Annotated in this window: 13 protein-coding genes; 10 read left to right on the forward strand and 3 right to left on the reverse strand. The window is 65.2% G+C overall.

The window, feature by feature from the left end; translation table 11 throughout:
• Positions 1-20: 20 nt before the first annotated feature.
• Positions 21-530, reverse strand: a complete 510-nt coding sequence (locus E5162_RS01225) for a PAN domain-containing protein (protein ID WP_135943133.1) — start codon at positions 528-530, stop codon at positions 21-23.
• Between the two features lie 32 nt (positions 531-562).
• Between E5162_RS01225 and E5162_RS01230 the strand changes: the two genes are divergently transcribed.
• Complete coding sequence (locus E5162_RS01230; protein WP_135943134.1) at positions 563-1,447, forward strand: ion transporter; 885 nt, start codon at positions 563-565, stop codon at positions 1,445-1,447.
• Here the strand turns inward: E5162_RS01230 and E5162_RS01235 are convergent.
• On the reverse strand, positions 1,390-3,234 hold the full coding sequence (locus tag E5162_RS01235; RefSeq protein ID WP_233342115.1) for a transglycosylase domain-containing protein: 1,845 nt from the start codon (positions 3,232-3,234) through the stop codon (positions 1,390-1,392). The two genes, E5162_RS01230 and E5162_RS01235, sit on opposite strands and share 58 nt — an antisense overlap.
• Before the next feature lie 193 nt (positions 3,235-3,427).
• Between E5162_RS01235 and E5162_RS01240 the strand changes: the two genes are divergently transcribed.
• On the forward strand, positions 3,428-3,871 hold the full coding sequence (locus tag E5162_RS01240; RefSeq protein ID WP_135943136.1) for a YcgN family cysteine cluster protein: 444 nt from the start codon (positions 3,428-3,430) through the stop codon (positions 3,869-3,871).
• A 77-nt stretch (positions 3,872-3,948) separates the two neighbouring features.
• Here E5162_RS01240 and E5162_RS01245 read toward each other — a convergent pair whose 3' ends face one another.
• Positions 3,949-5,814, reverse strand: coding sequence for a DUF885 domain-containing protein (locus E5162_RS01245; protein WP_135943137.1), 1,866 nt, complete (start codon positions 5,812-5,814; stop codon positions 3,949-3,951).
• A 227-nt stretch (positions 5,815-6,041) separates the two neighbouring features.
• On the opposite strand from E5162_RS01245, the gene fliQ reads away from it, so the two are divergent.
• The 8 genes from fliQ (at position 6,042) to E5162_RS01285 (ending at position 17,222) form a co-directional block, all read left to right on the forward strand.
• Positions 6,042-6,305: a flagellar biosynthesis protein FliQ gene (fliQ, locus tag E5162_RS01250; RefSeq protein WP_135943138.1), complete on the forward strand. Its 264-nt coding sequence runs from the start codon at positions 6,042-6,044 to the stop codon at positions 6,303-6,305.
• A 7-nt stretch (positions 6,306-6,312) separates the two neighbouring features.
• On the forward strand, positions 6,313-7,071 hold the full coding sequence (gene fliR / locus E5162_RS01255; RefSeq protein WP_135943139.1) for a flagellar biosynthetic protein FliR: 759 nt from the start codon (positions 6,313-6,315) through the stop codon (positions 7,069-7,071).
• A gap of 7 nt (positions 7,072-7,078) precedes the next feature.
• Positions 7,079-8,164 carry a flagellar biosynthesis protein FlhB gene (gene flhB, locus E5162_RS01260; RefSeq protein WP_135943140.1) on the forward strand — a complete coding sequence of 362 codons (1,086 nt, stop codon included), beginning with the start codon at positions 7,079-7,081 and terminating at the stop codon, positions 8,162-8,164.
• Positions 8,165-8,246: 82 nt separating this feature from the next.
• Positions 8,247-10,811, forward strand: a complete 2,565-nt coding sequence (locus tag E5162_RS01265; RefSeq protein ID WP_135943141.1) for an ATP-binding protein — start codon at positions 8,247-8,249, stop codon at positions 10,809-10,811.
• Positions 10,812-10,937: 126 nt separating this feature from the next.
• The gene (gene recA, locus E5162_RS01270; RefSeq protein ID WP_135943142.1) at positions 10,938-12,026 is read left to right on the forward strand and encodes a recombinase RecA; all 1,089 of its coding nucleotides are present in this window, start codon (positions 10,938-10,940) and stop codon (positions 12,024-12,026) included.
• A gap of 145 nt (positions 12,027-12,171) precedes the next feature.
• Entirely contained in the window at positions 12,172-14,826 is a 2,655-nt protein-coding gene (gene alaS / locus E5162_RS01275; RefSeq protein WP_135943143.1) for an alanine--tRNA ligase, read from the forward strand.
• A complete protein-coding gene (locus E5162_RS01280; protein ID WP_135943144.1) occupies positions 14,826-15,272 on the forward strand; it encodes a nuclear transport factor 2 family protein in 447 nt (148 codons plus the stop codon). The genes alaS and E5162_RS01280 overlap by 1 nt, the downstream gene beginning before the upstream one ends.
• 210 nt (positions 15,273-15,482) lie before the next feature.
• Positions 15,483-17,222, forward strand: coding sequence for a cation:proton antiporter domain-containing protein (locus E5162_RS01285; RefSeq protein ID WP_135943145.1), 1,740 nt, complete (start codon positions 15,483-15,485; stop codon positions 17,220-17,222).
• Positions 17,223-17,235: the final 13 nt, after the last annotated feature.

Here is a 17,235-nt window from a genome sequence, read left to right on the forward strand (position 1 = left end):
GAAAGGGTGCGCGAGCAAGGTTAATTCGGGTCGATTTCGCCAAATTCCGGCGAAGGCGTCGATCGAGCCGGCTCGGCCGGCCCAAGCGCCCTGAGCGCCTCACGCTCGCGCGCATCTGGCAGCCGGTCGCTGGCGGCTTCAATTTGCGTTGCGAGCCTTGAGGAGAGTCCCGTGATGGCGCCGGGATGGCGGCGGGGGGTGAGGGCGCTGGCGTGATGCTCACAGCGCGCAGGATGCTGCGTATGACCGACGCGCCAGGTCCACGCGGCGCACGCGTGATTGAGGCTGCACGCGCTCGCGCAGGCCTGCCAGCTCTCTGCGGGGAGGCCGTCGAGACGCGCGATGACACCGCCGCGGCGCTCATGGCCCTCGTTGACCGCCCCCTCGGGCGGCAACTGGACGAAGGCGAGTGCAGAGAGAACGGCGATGATGACCATCAGAGCATAATGCGCGCGGACAGGTTTCCCGTCGGTATACGCCAGTATGGCGGCGTATTGCGATTGATCGAGACGGCCGCGCCCGCTAACCAACGCGTCGAATTCCTCAAAGAGCCGAGCCCGTAATGACGTCCAAGCCGAACCACACGCCCGCGCCTGCTCAGCCTCGCTCGCGCCTCAAAGCGCTCGTCGAAAGCGCGGGCTTTCGCAACACCATCATCACGCTGATCATCGTGAACGCCATCATCCTGGGCGCGACGACCTACCCGTTACCGGCCGCGGTCTCGCAGGGCCTGGTCCTGATCGACAAGATCATCATCTGGATTTTCGTGGCCGAGCTTGCCGTGAAGATGGTGGCTCTGCGCGGCGCCTTCTTCCGCTCTGGCTGGAACTGGTTCGATCTCGTCGTTGTCGCGATCTCCCTCGTCCCCGCCGCCGGCGCGCTCAGTGTCTTGCGGGCGCTGCGCGTACTGCGCCTGTTCCGCCTCTTCTCGGTCATGCCGGAGATGCGCGGCGTGGTGGAGGCACTCGCACGCGCCATTCCGGGCATGGGCGCGATCATGATGGTGCTGGCGCTCGTCTTCTACGTCGCGTCGGTCATGGGAGCGAAACTGTTCTCCGGCACGCACCCGGAATTCTTCGCGGATCTGGGCGCCAGCGCCTTCACCCTCTTCCAGATCATGACGCTGGAGAGCTGGTCCATGGGGGTGGCGCGCCCGGTCATCGCCGAGCATCCCTATGCCTGGATATTCTTCGTCGCCTTCATCGTGATCACCAGCTTCGCGGTGCTCAACATGTTCATCGCGGTGATCGTGGATTCTCTCCAGTCAAAGCACTTTGACGCCGAGACCGAGCGCGAGGCGGCAGCCCACGGCGAACGCGAACAGCTGATCGATGAAGTCAGCGCGCTGCGCCGGGAGATGTCCGATCTCAAGGCCATGCTCGCCGCGCTTCAATTGCCCGACGGGTCTTCGATCAACGCATCGAAGCGTGAAGACAGCTCGGAGTAGAAGGCGGCGAGGCGTTCCTCGCTTTCGCTGCGGCGGCGCGGCGGGGGTGCATTCAGCGCGGTTACCGGCAGCCCGTCCTCCGCCTCGGACATGAAGTCGCGCCAGATCGTCGCCGGCAGGGAGCCGCCGGTCACGTTGGCCATGGCAGTATCGTCGTCATTACCGACCCAGACCCCGGTTGCGAAGTCGGCGGTGTAGCCAACGAACCAGGCATCGCGGCTGTTCTGGCTCGTGCCGGTCTTGCCGGCCACCGGACGGGCGCCCAGTTGGGCGCGTGTGCCCGTCCCGTCGCGAACCACCGCTTGCAGCATTGTCGACATCGCCCGCGCCGTGTCTTGCGACAGGGCCGTGGATCGTTCGGTCAGGTCGTGTTGATACAGCACGCTCCCGCGCGAGGTCCGCACGTCCTCGACCAGGTAGGGCGCACGGCGCACGCCATCGTTGGCGAAGACGAGAAACGCGCCGGTCAGCTCCTTCAGTGTGACCTCCTCGGCGCCGAGCGTGATGGAGGGATGCCCCGCGAGCGGTGTATCGATGCCCAGCCGTTCGGCCATGTCGACGATGGGGCCGGTGCCGATCGCGGCGCCCACCTGCACGGCCACGGTGTTTATCGAGCGCTTCAGCGCGTCTGCGATGGTGACGCGCCCGCGATACCCGCCGCCGAAATTCTCCGGTGTCCAGCCGTCGATATCAACCGGCGCGTCCTCGAATGCGGAGGAGGGCTCGTAGCCGGCCTCAAGAGCGGCCGCGAAGACGATGGGTTTGAAGGCTGATCCCGGTTGGCGCTCGGCCTGAACCGCGCGGTTGAACTGGCTCTCGGTGTAATCGGTCCCGCCGACCAGCGCGCGGATCGCGCCTTCCGGTGTCATCGAGACGAGCGCGGCTTGCGATGCGGTGCGGTCGGCGCCGGCGCCGTTGATCGTTTCCATGATGGCTGCGTGAGCGGCGCGCTGCAGGTCGGCGTCGATGGTCGTGCGCACGATCAGGTCGGGCGCGAGCTCTTCCTCGCCGAGCAGGGCGGTCACCTCTGCGACCGCGGCATCGTAGGCATGTCCGAAAATGGCCGGATCGGCGACCAGCTCGGAGCCCGCGATGGGCTCGGCCGGGGTCGATACGGCCGTCAGATAGGTCATCTCGTCGATGAAGCCCTGTTCCAGCATGGCCTGAAGCACGTCCTGGGCCCGGGCCTGGGCTGCATCCAGATTGGCCGTCGGTGCCAGCCGGCTCGGCGCCTTGGGCAGCGCGGCCAGAAGCGCAGCCTGCTGCAGCGTCAGCTCGCTTGCCGGCTTGTCGAAATAGCGCTGGCTGGCGGCTTCGATTCCGTAGGCCTGCTCGCCCAGATAGACCCGGTTTAAGTAGAGTTCGAGGATCTCCTGCTTGCTCAGCCGGCGTTCGAGCGCCAGCGCAAGGCGCATCTCCTGCACTTTGCGCCGCACGGTCCGGTCCGGGCTCAGGATCAGGTTCTTGATCAGCTGCATGGTCAGGGTCGAGCCGCCCTGTTCGATCTCCCCGGCGCGCAGGTTGACGGCCAGCGCGCGCAGGGTGCCCTGCTGGTCCACGCCGTCATGCTCGTAGAAGCGCTGGTCCTCGATGGCGATAAAGGCCTGGGGCACATGGTCGGGCAGCTCGTCCAGCGTCACCGCCTGGCCGTAGCGCGGTCCGCGCACCGTCAGCACGCGGCCCTGGCGGTCGAGAATTGTGACTGCCGGTTCGCGGCGCACATCCCACAAGGCGGAGTTGGCCTCCGGCAGGTCGGGCAGGTCATGGAAGGCCCAGTGCCAGAACACGGCGAAGCTTATTAGCGCGACCACAAGCACACCCAGTGCCGTGCCGAGGCCGGCGCGCAGGAGTACGCTCCGCGAGATGCCCCTTGCGGGTTCACGCCTGTCTTGATGATCGCTAATGATCGTCCCCGTCTCTATCTGTGAAGGACCTGCAGGACCTTCTGAAAGAACAAGCGAACACGGCTAAATTCAGGCCATGACCGATACCGCGCCCTTTTACGAAACCAAGACGCTTTCGCAAATGACGAAGGCGGAATGGGAATCGCTCTGCGACGGGTGCGGCAAGTGCTGCATTGTCCTGCTGCAGGATCCGCCCGAAGACGGCGGACGCATCTGGCGCACCGATGTAGGTTGCCGGCTGCTGGATCTCAAAGCCGTGCGATGCAGCGACTACGCCAATCGCCATACCCGGGTTCCTGGTTGTGTGAAGCTGACGCCGGAGAATGTGGGCACGCTTTCCTGGATGCCGCAGACCTGTGCGTACCGGCTCATTCACGAAGGCCGCCCTCTCTATGACTGGCATCCGCTGAAGACGGGCGATCCGGACTCCACCCGCAAGGCAGGTGCGGGCGTGCATGGCACGCTGGTCGGCGAGGACGAAGTCGACGACGAGGATCTGGACGACCACATCATCGAGTAGGCCTCCATCATCGAGCCAGCAAAAAGGGCGCCCCGGATGGAGCGCCCTTTCGCCAGTCAGAAGGGTGGTCGGCCGGCCTATTCGCCCGCTTCGACGCTGGCGATCCAGCTTTCCACCCGGGTGCGCAGGAGCGGCAGCGGAATCGTGCCTGCCGTCAGCACCGCATCATGGAAGCCGCCATAATCGAAATCGTCGCCGAGACGCTCCATGGCCTGCTCGCGCAGGTCTAGGATGGTCATCATGCCGATCTTGTAGGACAGCGCCTGACCCGGCCACACGATGTAGCGTTCGACTTCCGGCGTGATGTCGCCTTCGGTCATGGGCGTGTTTTCCATCATGTAGGCGATGGCTTCCTCACGCGTCCATCGCTGGTCGTGAAGCCCGGTATCCACCACCAGGCGCACCGCCCGGAACAGCTCGTAGGAGAGGCGGCCGAAGTCCATGTACGGATCTTCGAAGAAGCCCATATCCTTGCCGAGATGCTCGGCATAGAGCGCCCAGCCCTCGCCATAGGCCGAATACCAGGCGAGCTTCTGCAGCATCGGGACGTCTTCCAGTTCCATCGCCAGGGCGATCTGGAAGTGGTGACCCGGTGCGCCCTCGTGATAGGCGAGGCTCTCCATCAGGTAGTTCGGATTATCGGCCATGTTGGAGAGGTTGACGTAGTAATAGCCCGGACGCGAGCCATCCAGGGCTGGCTGGTTGTAGAAGGCGCCCGTAGCCGTGGCTTCGCGCCACTCCTCCACCGCACGCACTTCCAGGTCGGCTTCCGGCAGCGTGTCGAAATACTCCGGCGCCACTTCCATGACCTGGTCGATGATCTCGGTGGAGCGTTCCAGATAGGCCTGCTGGCCTTCGTCCGTATCGGGATAGTAGAACTGCTCATCCGTGCGCAAAAATTCGAAGAACTCCTGAAGATCGCCCTCGAACCCGACCTGCTCCATGATGCCGCGCATCTCGTTCTGGATGCGTTCGACTTCGGAAAGGCCGATTTCGTGAACGTCCTGCGCCGTCAGGTCGTCGCGCGTGGTGAAGAAGGCGACCTGGGCTTCGTAATACTCCGCGCCGTTGGGGTTCTTCCAGATGCCCGCGCGTTCGTCGGCGTGTGTCTCCATCTCTTCCAGGGACGCGACGTAGCGCTGGAGAGCCGGCTGATAGCTGTCGAGGAGGATCTCCTCGGCGCGCGCGATCATCGCCGCGCCGTCTTCCTCGCTCAGGTCCAGCGCTTCGACCTTGCCGCGGAAATCGGCGAGGATCGCGCTGTCGGTATCGGTATCGTCGAACGGAGCGCCCGACATCTGACGCTCGGCCGAGGCGGTCAGGCGCGGATAGGCGAAGAGCGGCAGGCGCACGCCGTTTTCGGCACGCTCTTCTGCTTCTTCGACCAGGTCGTCCACGATCTCGCCGAGGCCGGCGAGGCGGCTGAGATAGGCTTCGGCGTGTTCCTCGTTACGCACCTGATGGGCATTGATCATGAAGGTGGTCAGGCCTGACACCGCATCACCCATCGGCGAGAACACGTACCCGCTCTCGCGCACCTGGTAGAGGCGGTCAGACATGGTCCCCTGATAGATCAGGAAGTCGTAGGACAGCTTGCCCGCCTCATCGAGCAGGTCGCGGTCGAAGTTCTCAATCAGCTCCGCCCGGTATTCCTGCCTGCGCGCATGTTCAGCTGCGGCCGCCTCGTCGCCACGCGGACCCCAGTCGTCATAATCTTCGTCAATGATGCCCAGCTGGGTCTTGCTTTCCGGCGAATATTGCAGCTCGGTCTGGAAGACCTCGTCCATCCAGGCATACAGGCGCTCGGTTTCGGTCTGCTCGCCAGCGGCGGGCGTCTCGGCCTCAGTCGCCTGCAGCGCGGTCGTGGTCAGCGCCATCGCCGCATGCGGCGCGGCAGCCAGAAGCGCGACGGAAGCCACGCCACCCATAAGATATTTCAGCATATTTATTCCCCGATTGTGATCGGCCCGGTTTGTCCGGCCCAGAGTCGCGCGTGATCCTAGAAGCCTCTGGCGCAACGCACGAATTAAATCATGGACAGGTCGCGAGGTTAAATCCCGATCGCGGGGCGCGCTTTCATCTTCCTTCAAGCTTCGTTAACCGGGATCGTTAACGTTGGGGGCGGCAAAAATTGCCGGGTTGGCTCACGTGGAAAGAAGGCTGGACCGCTATGAATGGTGCGGAAGTCATCGACATCGCTCGCGACGCGATCTGGACCATGCTGGCCATGGCCGCTCCGGTCATGATTGTCGGCCTGGTGGTCGGCGTCATGATCGCCTTGCTGCAGGCGCTGACTCAGGTCCAGGAGATGACGCTCGTCTTCGTGCCGAAGATTATCGCCATCTTCATCGCGCTGCTGATCTTTCTGCCGCTCATGGGCGCGGTGATGTCGACATTCATGACAACGGTCGCCGACAGAATCATCACAGGCTAGGCGGGTCATGCTCGCCGCCATCGACCTTCAGACGACACTCTTCGCCGCCGCGCTGATCTTCGCGCGGCTGGGCGCTGTCTTGATGCTGCTTCCCGGTTTTGGCGAGCCGGGCATCCCCCCGCGCATCCGTCTGGCCTTCGCGCTCGCCTTCGCCTTCGCGATCGGGCCGTCCATCGCGCCCAGCTTGCCGGAGATGCCAGCAGACCAGGCGACAGCCGCCGCGATGGTCGCGGTCGAAGCATTGATCGGTCTCATGATCGGCGCGGCGGCGCGGTTCTTCCTGGCCTCGGCGGCGGTGGCCGGTCAGGTGATCGGCTATCAGACCGGTCTGGCCATGGCTCAGGCTTTCGACCCGGCGGCCGGGCAGAGCGGGGCGCTTCCCGGCATTTTCCTGAACCTGACCTTCCTGGTTCTGATCTTCGCCACGAACCTGCATCACCTCCTGCTGCAGGCGGCTGCATCCTCCTACCAGGTCATGCCGGCCGGACAGGTGCCGATGTTTGAGGACGCGGCGGAGTGGGCGCTGACGCTGTTCGTCGACGCGTTCACCATCGGCATTCAGATTTCCGCGCCGCTGATCGTTTTCGGTCTGATTTTCTATCTGGGGCTGGGCGTGCTGTCCCGATTGATGCCCCAGGCCCAGATTTTCTTCATCGCGATGCCGCTCAACATCCTGATCGGCTTTGCCATCCTGGCGATTTCGCTCGGTGCGATCGCAATTGTCTGGCTTGAGCGCTTCGAGCGCTTTGCCGTGACCTTCATGTGAGGCGGGCATGTCCGAGGAAGACAAGTCAGAAAAGACAGAGCAGCCAACAGAGCGAAAACTCCGCCAGGCACGCGAGAAGGGCGACGTTCCCAAATCGCAGGAGATTCCCGGCTGGTTCATTCTGGCGGCCGGGCTGGGGATTATCGCGGTTCTGAGCCCCGGCCTCTCGCGGGGCATGGCAAACTCTCTCAGCCTGTTTCTGGCCAACGCGCACGAGCTCAGCCTTGCGCCGGTCGAAGCGATTGATCTGGCGACAGCCACGGCGCTGCGCATCGGTGCGGTCGTCGGCTTTGCCTTCATGGCGCTGATTGTCGCCGCTGTGCTGGGCAATACGGTGCAGCAGGGGCTGATGTTCACCCCCTCCAAGCTGGAACCCAAGCTATCCAAGCTGAATCCGGTCGAGGGCGTCAAGCGCATGTTCGGCCCGCAAGGCTGGGTCAATTTCTTCAAGGGTATCGGGAAGATGGGGCTGGTCTCCGTCGCGATCGCGGTCGTGCTTTGGCCCCGGCGCGGAGAACTCGCGGCCCTGCCCGGTATGGAACTGGTCGGCGTGCTCAGCCTTCTTCGGACCGACGCCATCCTTCTGATGCTCGCCGCTCTTGCCGTCTACAGCCTCATTGCGGCCGGCGATTTTTTCTTCCAGCGCCATGAATTCATGGAACGCAACAAGATGAGCCGGAAGGAAATCCGCGACGAGATGAAGGATACCGAGGGCGATCCGATGGTGCGTGCAAAGCTGCGCCAGATTCGCCACGAACGCGCCCAGCGGCGTATGATGGCCAATGTGCCCAACGCGGCCGTCGTGATCACCAACCCGACCCACTATGCCGTGGCGCTGGAATATGAGCAGGGTCGCACGCCGGCGCCCATCTGCATCGCCAAGGGCGTGGATGATGTGGCCTTCAGGATTCGTGAAATCGCCGAGGCGCACGGCATCCCGATCGTCGAGGATCCTCCGCTCGCGCGTGCCCTGCATGCTACGGCGGAGCTGGATGGGGTGATCCCGGTCGATCATTATACGGCGGTCGCCAAGGTGATCGGTTACGTCATGTCGATTGCGAAAGGAGGCGGCCGCAAGCGAAAGGAGCGTTAACCTTAACCGGTCAGACTTCCAGACGAATCGGCGTGCGGTTGCTGTCTAGGCCGGGCGCACAGTTTCAGGATGCGAGTTAACCATGACTGACGCCCCCTCGACCGACCGCAGCCAATCCAGCCGTGAGGCCGGGAGCCCCGGCGAGCAGCCCTTGCAGAGCCCGTCCGCCGACGCGCCTGCGCGCCGCTGGCTGGCGCCGGCTACACGAATCGTTTTCTGGGTGGCCGGCTTGGCCGCGCTTGGTGCAGCGTCGTTTGGTGCCTTTTCCGCGTCCGCCGCAGGCTGGCAGGGCTTTCTCCTTCTCTCCGGCGTCGCCTTTGTCGCCTTCCTCTTCCTTTATGCGCTGGTCGCCGGCGAGAGCGCCGCGCGCGTCTTGTCGGAAAAGGCACCGCAGGCTGCATCCGACGGGCTCGCCTCCCAGGCCTTCGAAGCGATGAGCGACCCGGTGCTCATCAGCGATGTGAAGGGGCGCCCGGTCTGGGCCAACACCGCATACCGCCAGCTTGCAAAGGATGCGGCCGGGCTGGGCGCGACACTCGGCCCGGCCTCTCCCGACCGGGTGTGGGCGGGGGCTGCGGGCGCGGCGATCTACCGGCTCACCCGCGCCGCACAGGCCCGCACACAGGCGCGCGAGACCCTGCCGCCTCTGCGCTCTGGCGTGCGCGCGGCCGTCTATCGCGCCGAGGTCAGTCCTTTGAAGAGCGGTGGTGCGGTCTGGCGGTTCGCCGAGGAGCATGCCGAAGCAGGTCCCGCCGGCGAGGAGGTTCCCGGCTGGGCCGAGCACGCGCCGGTCGGTCTGTTCCTGGCCGACGGTGAGGGCCGGGTTCTGGCCGCCAACGCGACGCTGCGCGACTGGCTCGGTGTGGATGCCGACCAGGCGCTGAAGATCAAGGACATGTTCCTCGGCGATACCGCGAAGAGCTTCGCCAGGTCGCGCGGCAGCGACACGCCGGTGCGCATCGATGTGCGTCTGAACGCCCGCGAGGGCGTCGAGGCGCCCGCCGTGCTGGCCCTGGATTGGGACGATGCGCGTCCGCCGCGCGCGCGTGCTGTGGTCTACGGGTTGTCGATCACCGGCGCACCGCCGGGCGTGGCCCAGGCGATGGCCGCCCACGGCGACACGGCCGGGCGCACGTTTGACGACATGTTTGCCAGCGCCCCCTTCGGCGTTGTGCGTCTGGACCAGGCGGATCCGGAAACCGGCCTCATCGAGGACGCCAATCCGGCCATGGTCCAGCTCTCCGCCGGGCGTGCGACGCCGGGCACGCGCTTTGCCGAGCTGTTCGACTGGACCGAGGACATGTCGGCGGAGAGTGTCTTCGCGACCGCCCTGGCCGGGCGCGGCGAACCGGCCGAGGCGCGTCTGATCACCGGGGAGGGCTCACGCGAGATCCATCTCTTCTTCGCGCCCTCGCGTGCCGGCAAGCGGGTAGGTTATCTGGTCGATATCACGGTACTCAAGGATCTCGAGCGCCAGTTCGCCCAGGCGGCCAAGATGCAGGCAGTCGGGCAGCTGGCCGGCGGCGTAGCGCACGACTTCAACAACATGCTGACCGCCATCCGCCTGAATACCGACGAGCTGCTGGGCCGCCACCCGGTCGGCGACCCGTCCTATCCCGAGCTTCAACAGATCAATTCCACCGTGGCGCGCGCGGCCGGCCTCGTGAAGAAACTGCTCGCCTTCTCGCGCAAGCAGACCTTCCGTGTGACCACGCTGGACGTCACCGACACGCTGTCGGACGTTTCGGTACTCCTGCGCCAGATTCTCGAGGAATCGGTGCGGCTCGAATTCAAGCATGGCCGCGACCTGCCCCTCATCCGCGCGGACAAGACCCAGCTTGAAAACGCCATCATGAATCTCGCCACGAATGCGCGCGACGCGATGAAGTCGAAGGGTGGGGGCACGCTGACCATTTCGACCCAGACGGTCGACGCGGACGATGTGCGCCGGGCCGGTGCGCCCAACCCCAAGGACGGGCGCTGGGCCGCCATCCGTGTGGCCGACAGCGGAACCGGCATGGACGAGGAGACGCTGACCAAGATTTTCGAGCCCTTCTTCACCACCAAGCCGGCCGGGCAGGGCACCGGTCTGGGGCTGGCGACCGTCTACGGCATCGTGAAGCAGTCGGGCGGCTTCCTCTTTGCCAAGTCGCGCGTCGGCGAGGGGACCACGTTCACGATCTACATGCCCGAGCACCAGCCCAGCGCTACGGAAACCGAAGAAATCGCGGCCGAGAAGGAAGCCAGGACGGTCGAGCGCAAGCCCGCCGATCTTGCCGGCCGCGGGCGCATCCTCTTTGTCGAGGACGAAGCGCCGGTGCGCACCATCGCGGCCAAGACGCTGGTCAAGCGCGGCTATGAAGTGGTCGAGGCCGAGGATGGCGAGGAAGCACTGGAAATCCTGGAAGAGTCTCCGGGCAGCTTCGATCTCATCATCTCCGACGTGGTGATGCCGGGGCTCGACGGCCCTGGATTGCTGGAAAAGGGTCGGCCCTATCTTGGCAATGCCCGCATCGTGTTCATTTCCGGCTACGCGGAAGAAGAGTTCTCTCACACCCTGTCGAAGGAACTCGACGTGTCCTTCCTGCCCAAGCCCTTCACGCTGCCGCAGCTGGCCGAACGGGTTAAGGAGCTTATCGGCGGCTGAGCCCCTGACCTCGGTCAGGCCTGCCGCCGCGCCGGTTTAATGTTCTTGTTGCGTTCGCAGAACGAAACGCGTACATATCCCTTGGTTGCCCGACTCAGGGCGGCGTGAGAAAAGGGAGTGTACGCCATGGCTCAGGCGAAGATGCAGCTCGTGAAAGACGACAATATGGACAAGACCAAAGCCCTCGACGCCGCGCTCACCCAGATCGACCGCGCTTTCGGCAAGGGGTCGGTCATGAAGTTGGGCTCGCGCCCGAACCAGAATATCGAAGCGATTTCTAGCGGTTCTCTGGGTCTGGACATCGCGCTGGGTGTCGGCGGCCTGCCCAAGGGACGGGTCGTGGAGATTTACGGGCCGGAAAGCTCGGGCAAGACGACGCTGGCCCTGCATTGCGTCGCCGAAGCTCAGAAGGCGGGCGGCACTGCGGCCTTCGTGGATGCGGAGCACGCGCTTGATCCGGTCTATGCGCGCAAGCTCGGTGTCGACGTGAACGAACTTCTCGTCTCCCAGCCGGACACCGGTGAGCAGGCCCTGGAAATCACCGATACGCTCGTGCGTTCCGGCGCGATCGACATTCTCATCGTGGACTCCGTGGCGGCCCTCACGCCGCGCGCCGAACTCGAAGGCGAGATGGGCGACAGCCTGCCTGGTCTGCAGGCGCGCCTGATGAGCCAGGCGCTGCGCAAGCTCACCGCCTCCATTTCCAAGTCGAACACGCTGGTCATCTTCATCAACCAGATCCGGATGAAGATCGGCGTGATGTTCGGCAGCCCGGAAACCACAACCGGCGGCAACGCCCTGAAATTCTACGCCTCGGTGCGTCTGGACATCCGCCGGATCGGCGCGCTCAAGGACCGCGACGAGGTCATCGGCAACCAGACCCGCGTCAAGGTGGTCAAGAACAAGGTCGCTCCGCCCTTCCGGGAAGTGGAATTCGACATCCTGTACGGTGAAGGCATCTCCAAGACCGGCGAATTGCTGGATCTGGGCGTCAAGGGCGGCATCGTGGAGAAGTCGGGTTCCTGGTATTCCTACAGCTCCGAACGGATCGGCCAGGGCCGCGAGAATTCGCGCAAATTCCTGCTCGACAATCCCGACATCGCCAACAAGATCGAAAACGAAGTCCGCAAGAATGCCGGCCTTCTGGCTGAGGAAATGCTCGGCCGGCCCGATCTGGACCAGGCCGATGACGGCGACGAGGCCGCTGCCGGCTAGAGGGAGTTTGCCCCGGTCCGGGGTGTAAGCCTGAAATGATTGCAACGGGCGCTTGGCTTTGCCGGGCGCCCGTTCGTATATGGGGGATGCTCGCCCGGCTGCGTCTTGCCGCCGGCACGAATTCACACCGGCCTCGGAGCCTGTCATGACACCATTGCGCGATATCCGCGCCAAGTTTCTCGACTATTTCGCGTCCCACGGACACGAAATCGTCCAGTCGGCCCCGCTCGTCCCGAAGGACGATCCCACGCTGCTATTCGTCAATGCCGGGATGGTGCCGTTCAAGAACGCGTTTACCGGTGTCGAGAAGCGCTCACAGCCGCGCGCGACCTCCTCGCAGAAATGCGTGCGGGCCGGGGGCAAGCACAACGATCTCGACAATGTCGGCTATACCGCCCGCCACCACACCTTCTTCGAGATGCTGGGCAATTTTTCCTTCGGCGACTACTTCAAGGAAGAGGCGATCCACCACGCCTGGACGATGGTCACCAAGGAATTTGCGCTGCCCAAGGACAAGCTCCTGGTCACCGTCTTCAGCGAGGACGAGGAAGCGGCCGCGCTCTGGAAGAAGATTGCCGGCCTGCCGGACGACAAGATCATTCCCATCTCCACGTCCGACAATTTCTGGATGATGGGCGACACCGGTCCGTGCGGCCCGTGCTCTGAAATTTTCTACGACCATGGACCGGAGATCGCGGGCGGACCGCCGGGATCGCCGGATGAAGACGGCGACCGCTTCATCGAGATCTGGAATCTCGTTTTCATGCAGTACGAGCAGGTCGAAGGCGGCGAGCGCAAGCCTCTGCCTAAACCCTCGATCGATACTGGTATGGGGCTTGAGCGGATCGCCGCTGTCCTTCAGGGCGTGCACAATAATTACGAGGTGGACCTGTTCCAGAGGCTCATTGCGCAGTCCGAAGAGGTGCTCAAGGCGAAAGCCGCCGGCGACCAGCTCGCCAGCCATCGCGTCATCGCCGACCATTTACGCGCGACCAGCTTCCTCATCGCAGACGGCGTCGGTCCGTCCAATGAGGGCCGGGGCTATGTGCTGCGCCGGATCATGCGCCGGGCCATGCGCCATGCCCACCTGCTGGGCGCGCAGGAGCCGGTGATGCACCAGCTCGTCCCCGCCCTCGTGGCGGAAATGGGCGATGCCTTCCCCGAGTTGAACCGGGCGCGCCCGGTAATCGAGGAAACGCTGCGCGCCGAGGAAGAGCGCTTCCAGCGCACGCTCGGGCGCGGGCTCAGCCTGCTTGAAGAGGCTTCCTCCGGTCTGGCACAGGGCGACTCGCTGCCCGGTGAAACCGCGTTCAAGCTCTACGATACGTTCGGCTTTCCGCTGGACCTGACCCAGGATGCTTTGCGCGCCAAGGGTATGAGCGTGGATGTGGCCGGCTTCGACGCGGCCATGGACCGCCAGAAGACCGAAGCGCGCGCCAGCTGGTCGGGATCGGGAGAGGCCGCCCCCGACACGGTCTGGTATTCGGTTCGCGATGCGGCCGGGGCGACCGGATTTACCGGCTACACGGCGCTCGGCGGCGAGGACACAATCCGCGCGATCGTCGCCGGCAAGACGTCGGTGGACGCGCTGGAGGACGGCCAGAGCGGCGAGCTCGTGTTTTCCAGCACGCCTTTCTATGCCGAAGGCGGCGGCCAGATCGGCGACACGGGAACCATCAGCTTCGCCAATGGCGCGGTCTTCAAGGTCGAGGACGTGAAGAAGCGGGCCGGTGACGTGTATGCCCATATCGGTCAGGTGAGCGGCGGGGCAATCGGCGTTGGCGATACCGGCCGTCAGGCAGTCGATGGCGAACGCCGGGACAAGATCCGCGCCAACCATTCGGCCACCCACCTCGTTCACGCGGCGCTGCGCGATGTGCTGGGGCCGCATGTCAGCCAGAAAGGCTCCTATGTCGGTCCGGACCGCCTGCGGTTCGATTTCTCGCACGGCCAGGCGCTCAGCGAGGAACAGACGCGAGAGATCGAAGCCCAGGTCAATGCGGTCATCCGTCAGAATGCGCCCGCCCAGATCGCCGAGATGGCGCCCGAGGCGGCGATCGAGCGCGGGGCACTCGCCCTGTTCGGCGAAAAATACGGTGACAGCGTGCGCGTGCTGGAAATGGGTCACGCGTTCGACGACGGGCAGAAACCGTACTCGATCGAGCTGTGCGGCGGGATCCACGTCGCGCGTACTGGCGATATCGCCCTGTTCAAGATCGTCGGCGACAGCGCGGTCAGCGCCGGCGTGCGCCGCATCGAGGCTCTGACCGGTGAAGCGGCACGCCAGTATCTCGAAACCCAGGCCGGTATCGCCCGCTCCGCAGCGGACCGCCTGAAAATCCCCGCCAGCGAGCTTGAAGCGCGCCTCGACGCCCTCATTGATGAGCGCAAGAAGCTGGAGCGCCAGCTGGCGGAGGCCAAGAAACAGCTCGCCATGGGCGGCGGTGCCGCCGGCGCGCCGGCGGGCCCGGAGACGATCGGTGACGTGAAATTCATCGGCCGCGTGGTCGAGGGCGTCGGCGGCAAGGATTTGCGCGGTCTGGTGGACGAGGCCCGGTCTCAGATGGGCTCAGGCGTCGCGGTCTTCATCGGCATCAATGAAGGCAAGGCGGCGCTGGCCGTCGGCGTCACCGACGATCTGAAAGACCGGTACAACGCCGTGGACCTGGTGCGCGAAGGTGCTGCGGCGGTTGGCGGCAAGGGCGGCGGCGGGCGTCCCGATTTCGCTCAGGCCGGCGGACCCGATGGCACTCAGGCCGAAGCCGGGCTGACGGCGATCCGCGAGGCGCTGGCCGGTTGATGGCGCGGACGCCGAAGACGGGTATCCAGCTGGTTGGCGACAAGCCGGCTGCTCGGGCTGTCGCCGCGGCCAGGGGTGACTTCAACGCCGCGCTGGACATGCGCAATCTGAAGGCCATCGCCGCTGTGCTGGCCGATAACGTGCTGTTGGTGCCCGGCGACGAGGCGGAGTGCATGGTCGGCCGCGCCGCCCAGCTGGAGGCCTGGCAGTCGATCTTCACCGCCATGCCGGATGTGACCTATGTGCGCAGCCCCTCGCGCATCGAGGTCGGAGAGGACGGCCAGCTGGCCGCCGAAACCGGGCGCTGGCGCGGCGCCTGGTCCGCCGAGGGCATGAGCGTCCGCTATTCCGGCCGCTATTTCGCCAAATGGCGCCGTGACGCGCTCGGCTGGGTCATCGAGGCGGAGACCTTCGTGACGCTGAAGCGTACGGGCGGCGCGGACTGAGGCGGATCACTCGCGGCCACCCAGCCGGCCGAAGAAATCGAGCGCCAGCGAGACGGTCTGCGCATGCAGGGCGGCCGGCTCCACAGACACGAGAAACAGCCCCAAAACCGCTGCAAACACCTCATGGCAAAAAGGGATTTGCCCTGACGCAAGCCCTCGCGCGTGTGTAAGCTGATCTGATCAGGACAGATCAAGCATGCGCGGGGCGCTATGGAACACGGGGCAGGGCAGGAAGTCTGGCTGAAGGACGTGATCGTTTTTCTGGTCGCGGCCGGCCTGATCGTACCGCTGCTGCGCCGGTGGAAGATGTCGGCGGTGCTCGGCTTTCTTCTCGCCGGCATCGCGCTCGGGCCATTCGGTCTGGGTCAGTTCGTGCCGCGTCTGCCGGTTCTGGAATACATCACGATTTCAGAGCCGGAGACCGCAGCGCCCTTCGCCGAACTGGGCGTGCTCTTCCTGCTCTTCCTGCTCGGTCTTGAGCTGTCGTTTCAGAAGCTCTGGCAGCTGCGCCGCGCGGTGTTCGGGATTGGCGGCCTGCAGGCTTTCGTCAGCGCCGGTCTGATTGCGGGCGCAGCATGGCTCGCCGGCCTGCCGCCTCCTGCCGCGCTTACAGTCGGGTTCGCGCTCGCACTTTCCTCCACGGCGATCGTCATGCAGGTGCTGGCCGAGGAGCGGCGCACCCTTCAGCCGGTCGGCCGGACCTCGCTCGCCGTCCTCCTGTTCCAGGATATTCTCGTCGCGCCGATCCTCATCCTGGTCGGGTTTCTGAGCCGGGACAGCGAAACCGGTCTGCTGACGGCAATGCTCGAAGCGCTGGTTCAGGGCACGATCGCGATCGCGATCATCGTGCTGATCGGCCGCTTCGGCCTGAACCGCGTCTTCCGCTACGCGGCCCAGGGCGGGCGCGACTTCCTGATGGCGCTCCTGCTGCTGGTCGTTGTCGGCGCGGCGGTGCTCACGGCCGGCGCAGGACTTTCCCTGGCGCTGGGCGCCTTCCTGGCCGGTCTCCTGCTTGGCGAAACCGAGTTCAAGCACCAGGCCGAGGTCGACCTCGAACCCTTCAAGGGGCTGCTGCTCGGCCTGTTCTTCATGACCGTCGGCATGGGCCTCGACCTGCAGGGCGTGCTGCGTGATCTGTGGGTCATTGCCGGCGGGCTGTTCGGGCTGCTTCTGCTCAAGGGCGTCATCGCCTTCTTTGCCGTGCGCCTGATTTCCGGTTCGCGCCCCGTGGCGATCGAGGCGGCCTTTCTGCTCGCCCCGGCGGGCGAGTTCGCCTTCGTGATCGTCGCGGCGGCCGGCGGCGGCGCGCTCTTCGATCCGGAGATGACGACCATTCTCACGGCGATGGCCGCGCTCTCCATGCTGTTCACACCGATCTCGGGACGCCTCGGGCGCATGCTTGCCGAGCGCATGGGCCAGCCCGACCCCGGCGTGCCGGGTGTTGCCGGATTGACCGCGCCTGAAGATCACGTGGTGATTGCCGGGTTCGGGCGGGTCGGCGAAGCGATTGCGCGCGTTCTCAAGACCGAGGAGGCCGAGATCGTGGCGCTCGACCGGCGTCCGGGCGTGGTGTCGCGCGCCCGCAAGGCCGGCTGGCAGGTCTATCTCGGCGATGCGTCACGCCCGGAAATCCTCATGCGCGCCGGCGCGCAGGGGGCGTCGCTCTTCGTGGTCACCGTCGACGATGCGCTGAGCGCCGAAGCGATGGTGCGCGCCGTGCGCGAGGTCCGGCGCGATGCGCTGGTTCTGGCACGGGCTCAGGATGCCCACCACGCCCATCGGCTCAGCGAGGCGGGCGCCGACTTCATTATTCCCGACGCCATCGAGGCCGGGCTGCAGCTTGCCGGGCGGGCGCTGGAAGAATACGGCCTCGCCCCGGAAACGGTCCGCGACCGCATCGCCGCCGCGCGCGACGCCGAGTATGCGCGCGCCAGGAAGCAGCAGGACTAGTCCTCGCTAGCCC

Source organism: Marinicauda pacifica, from assembly GCF_004793635.1.
GTDB classification, from domain to species: Bacteria; Pseudomonadota; Alphaproteobacteria; order Caulobacterales; family Maricaulaceae; genus Marinicauda; species Marinicauda pacifica.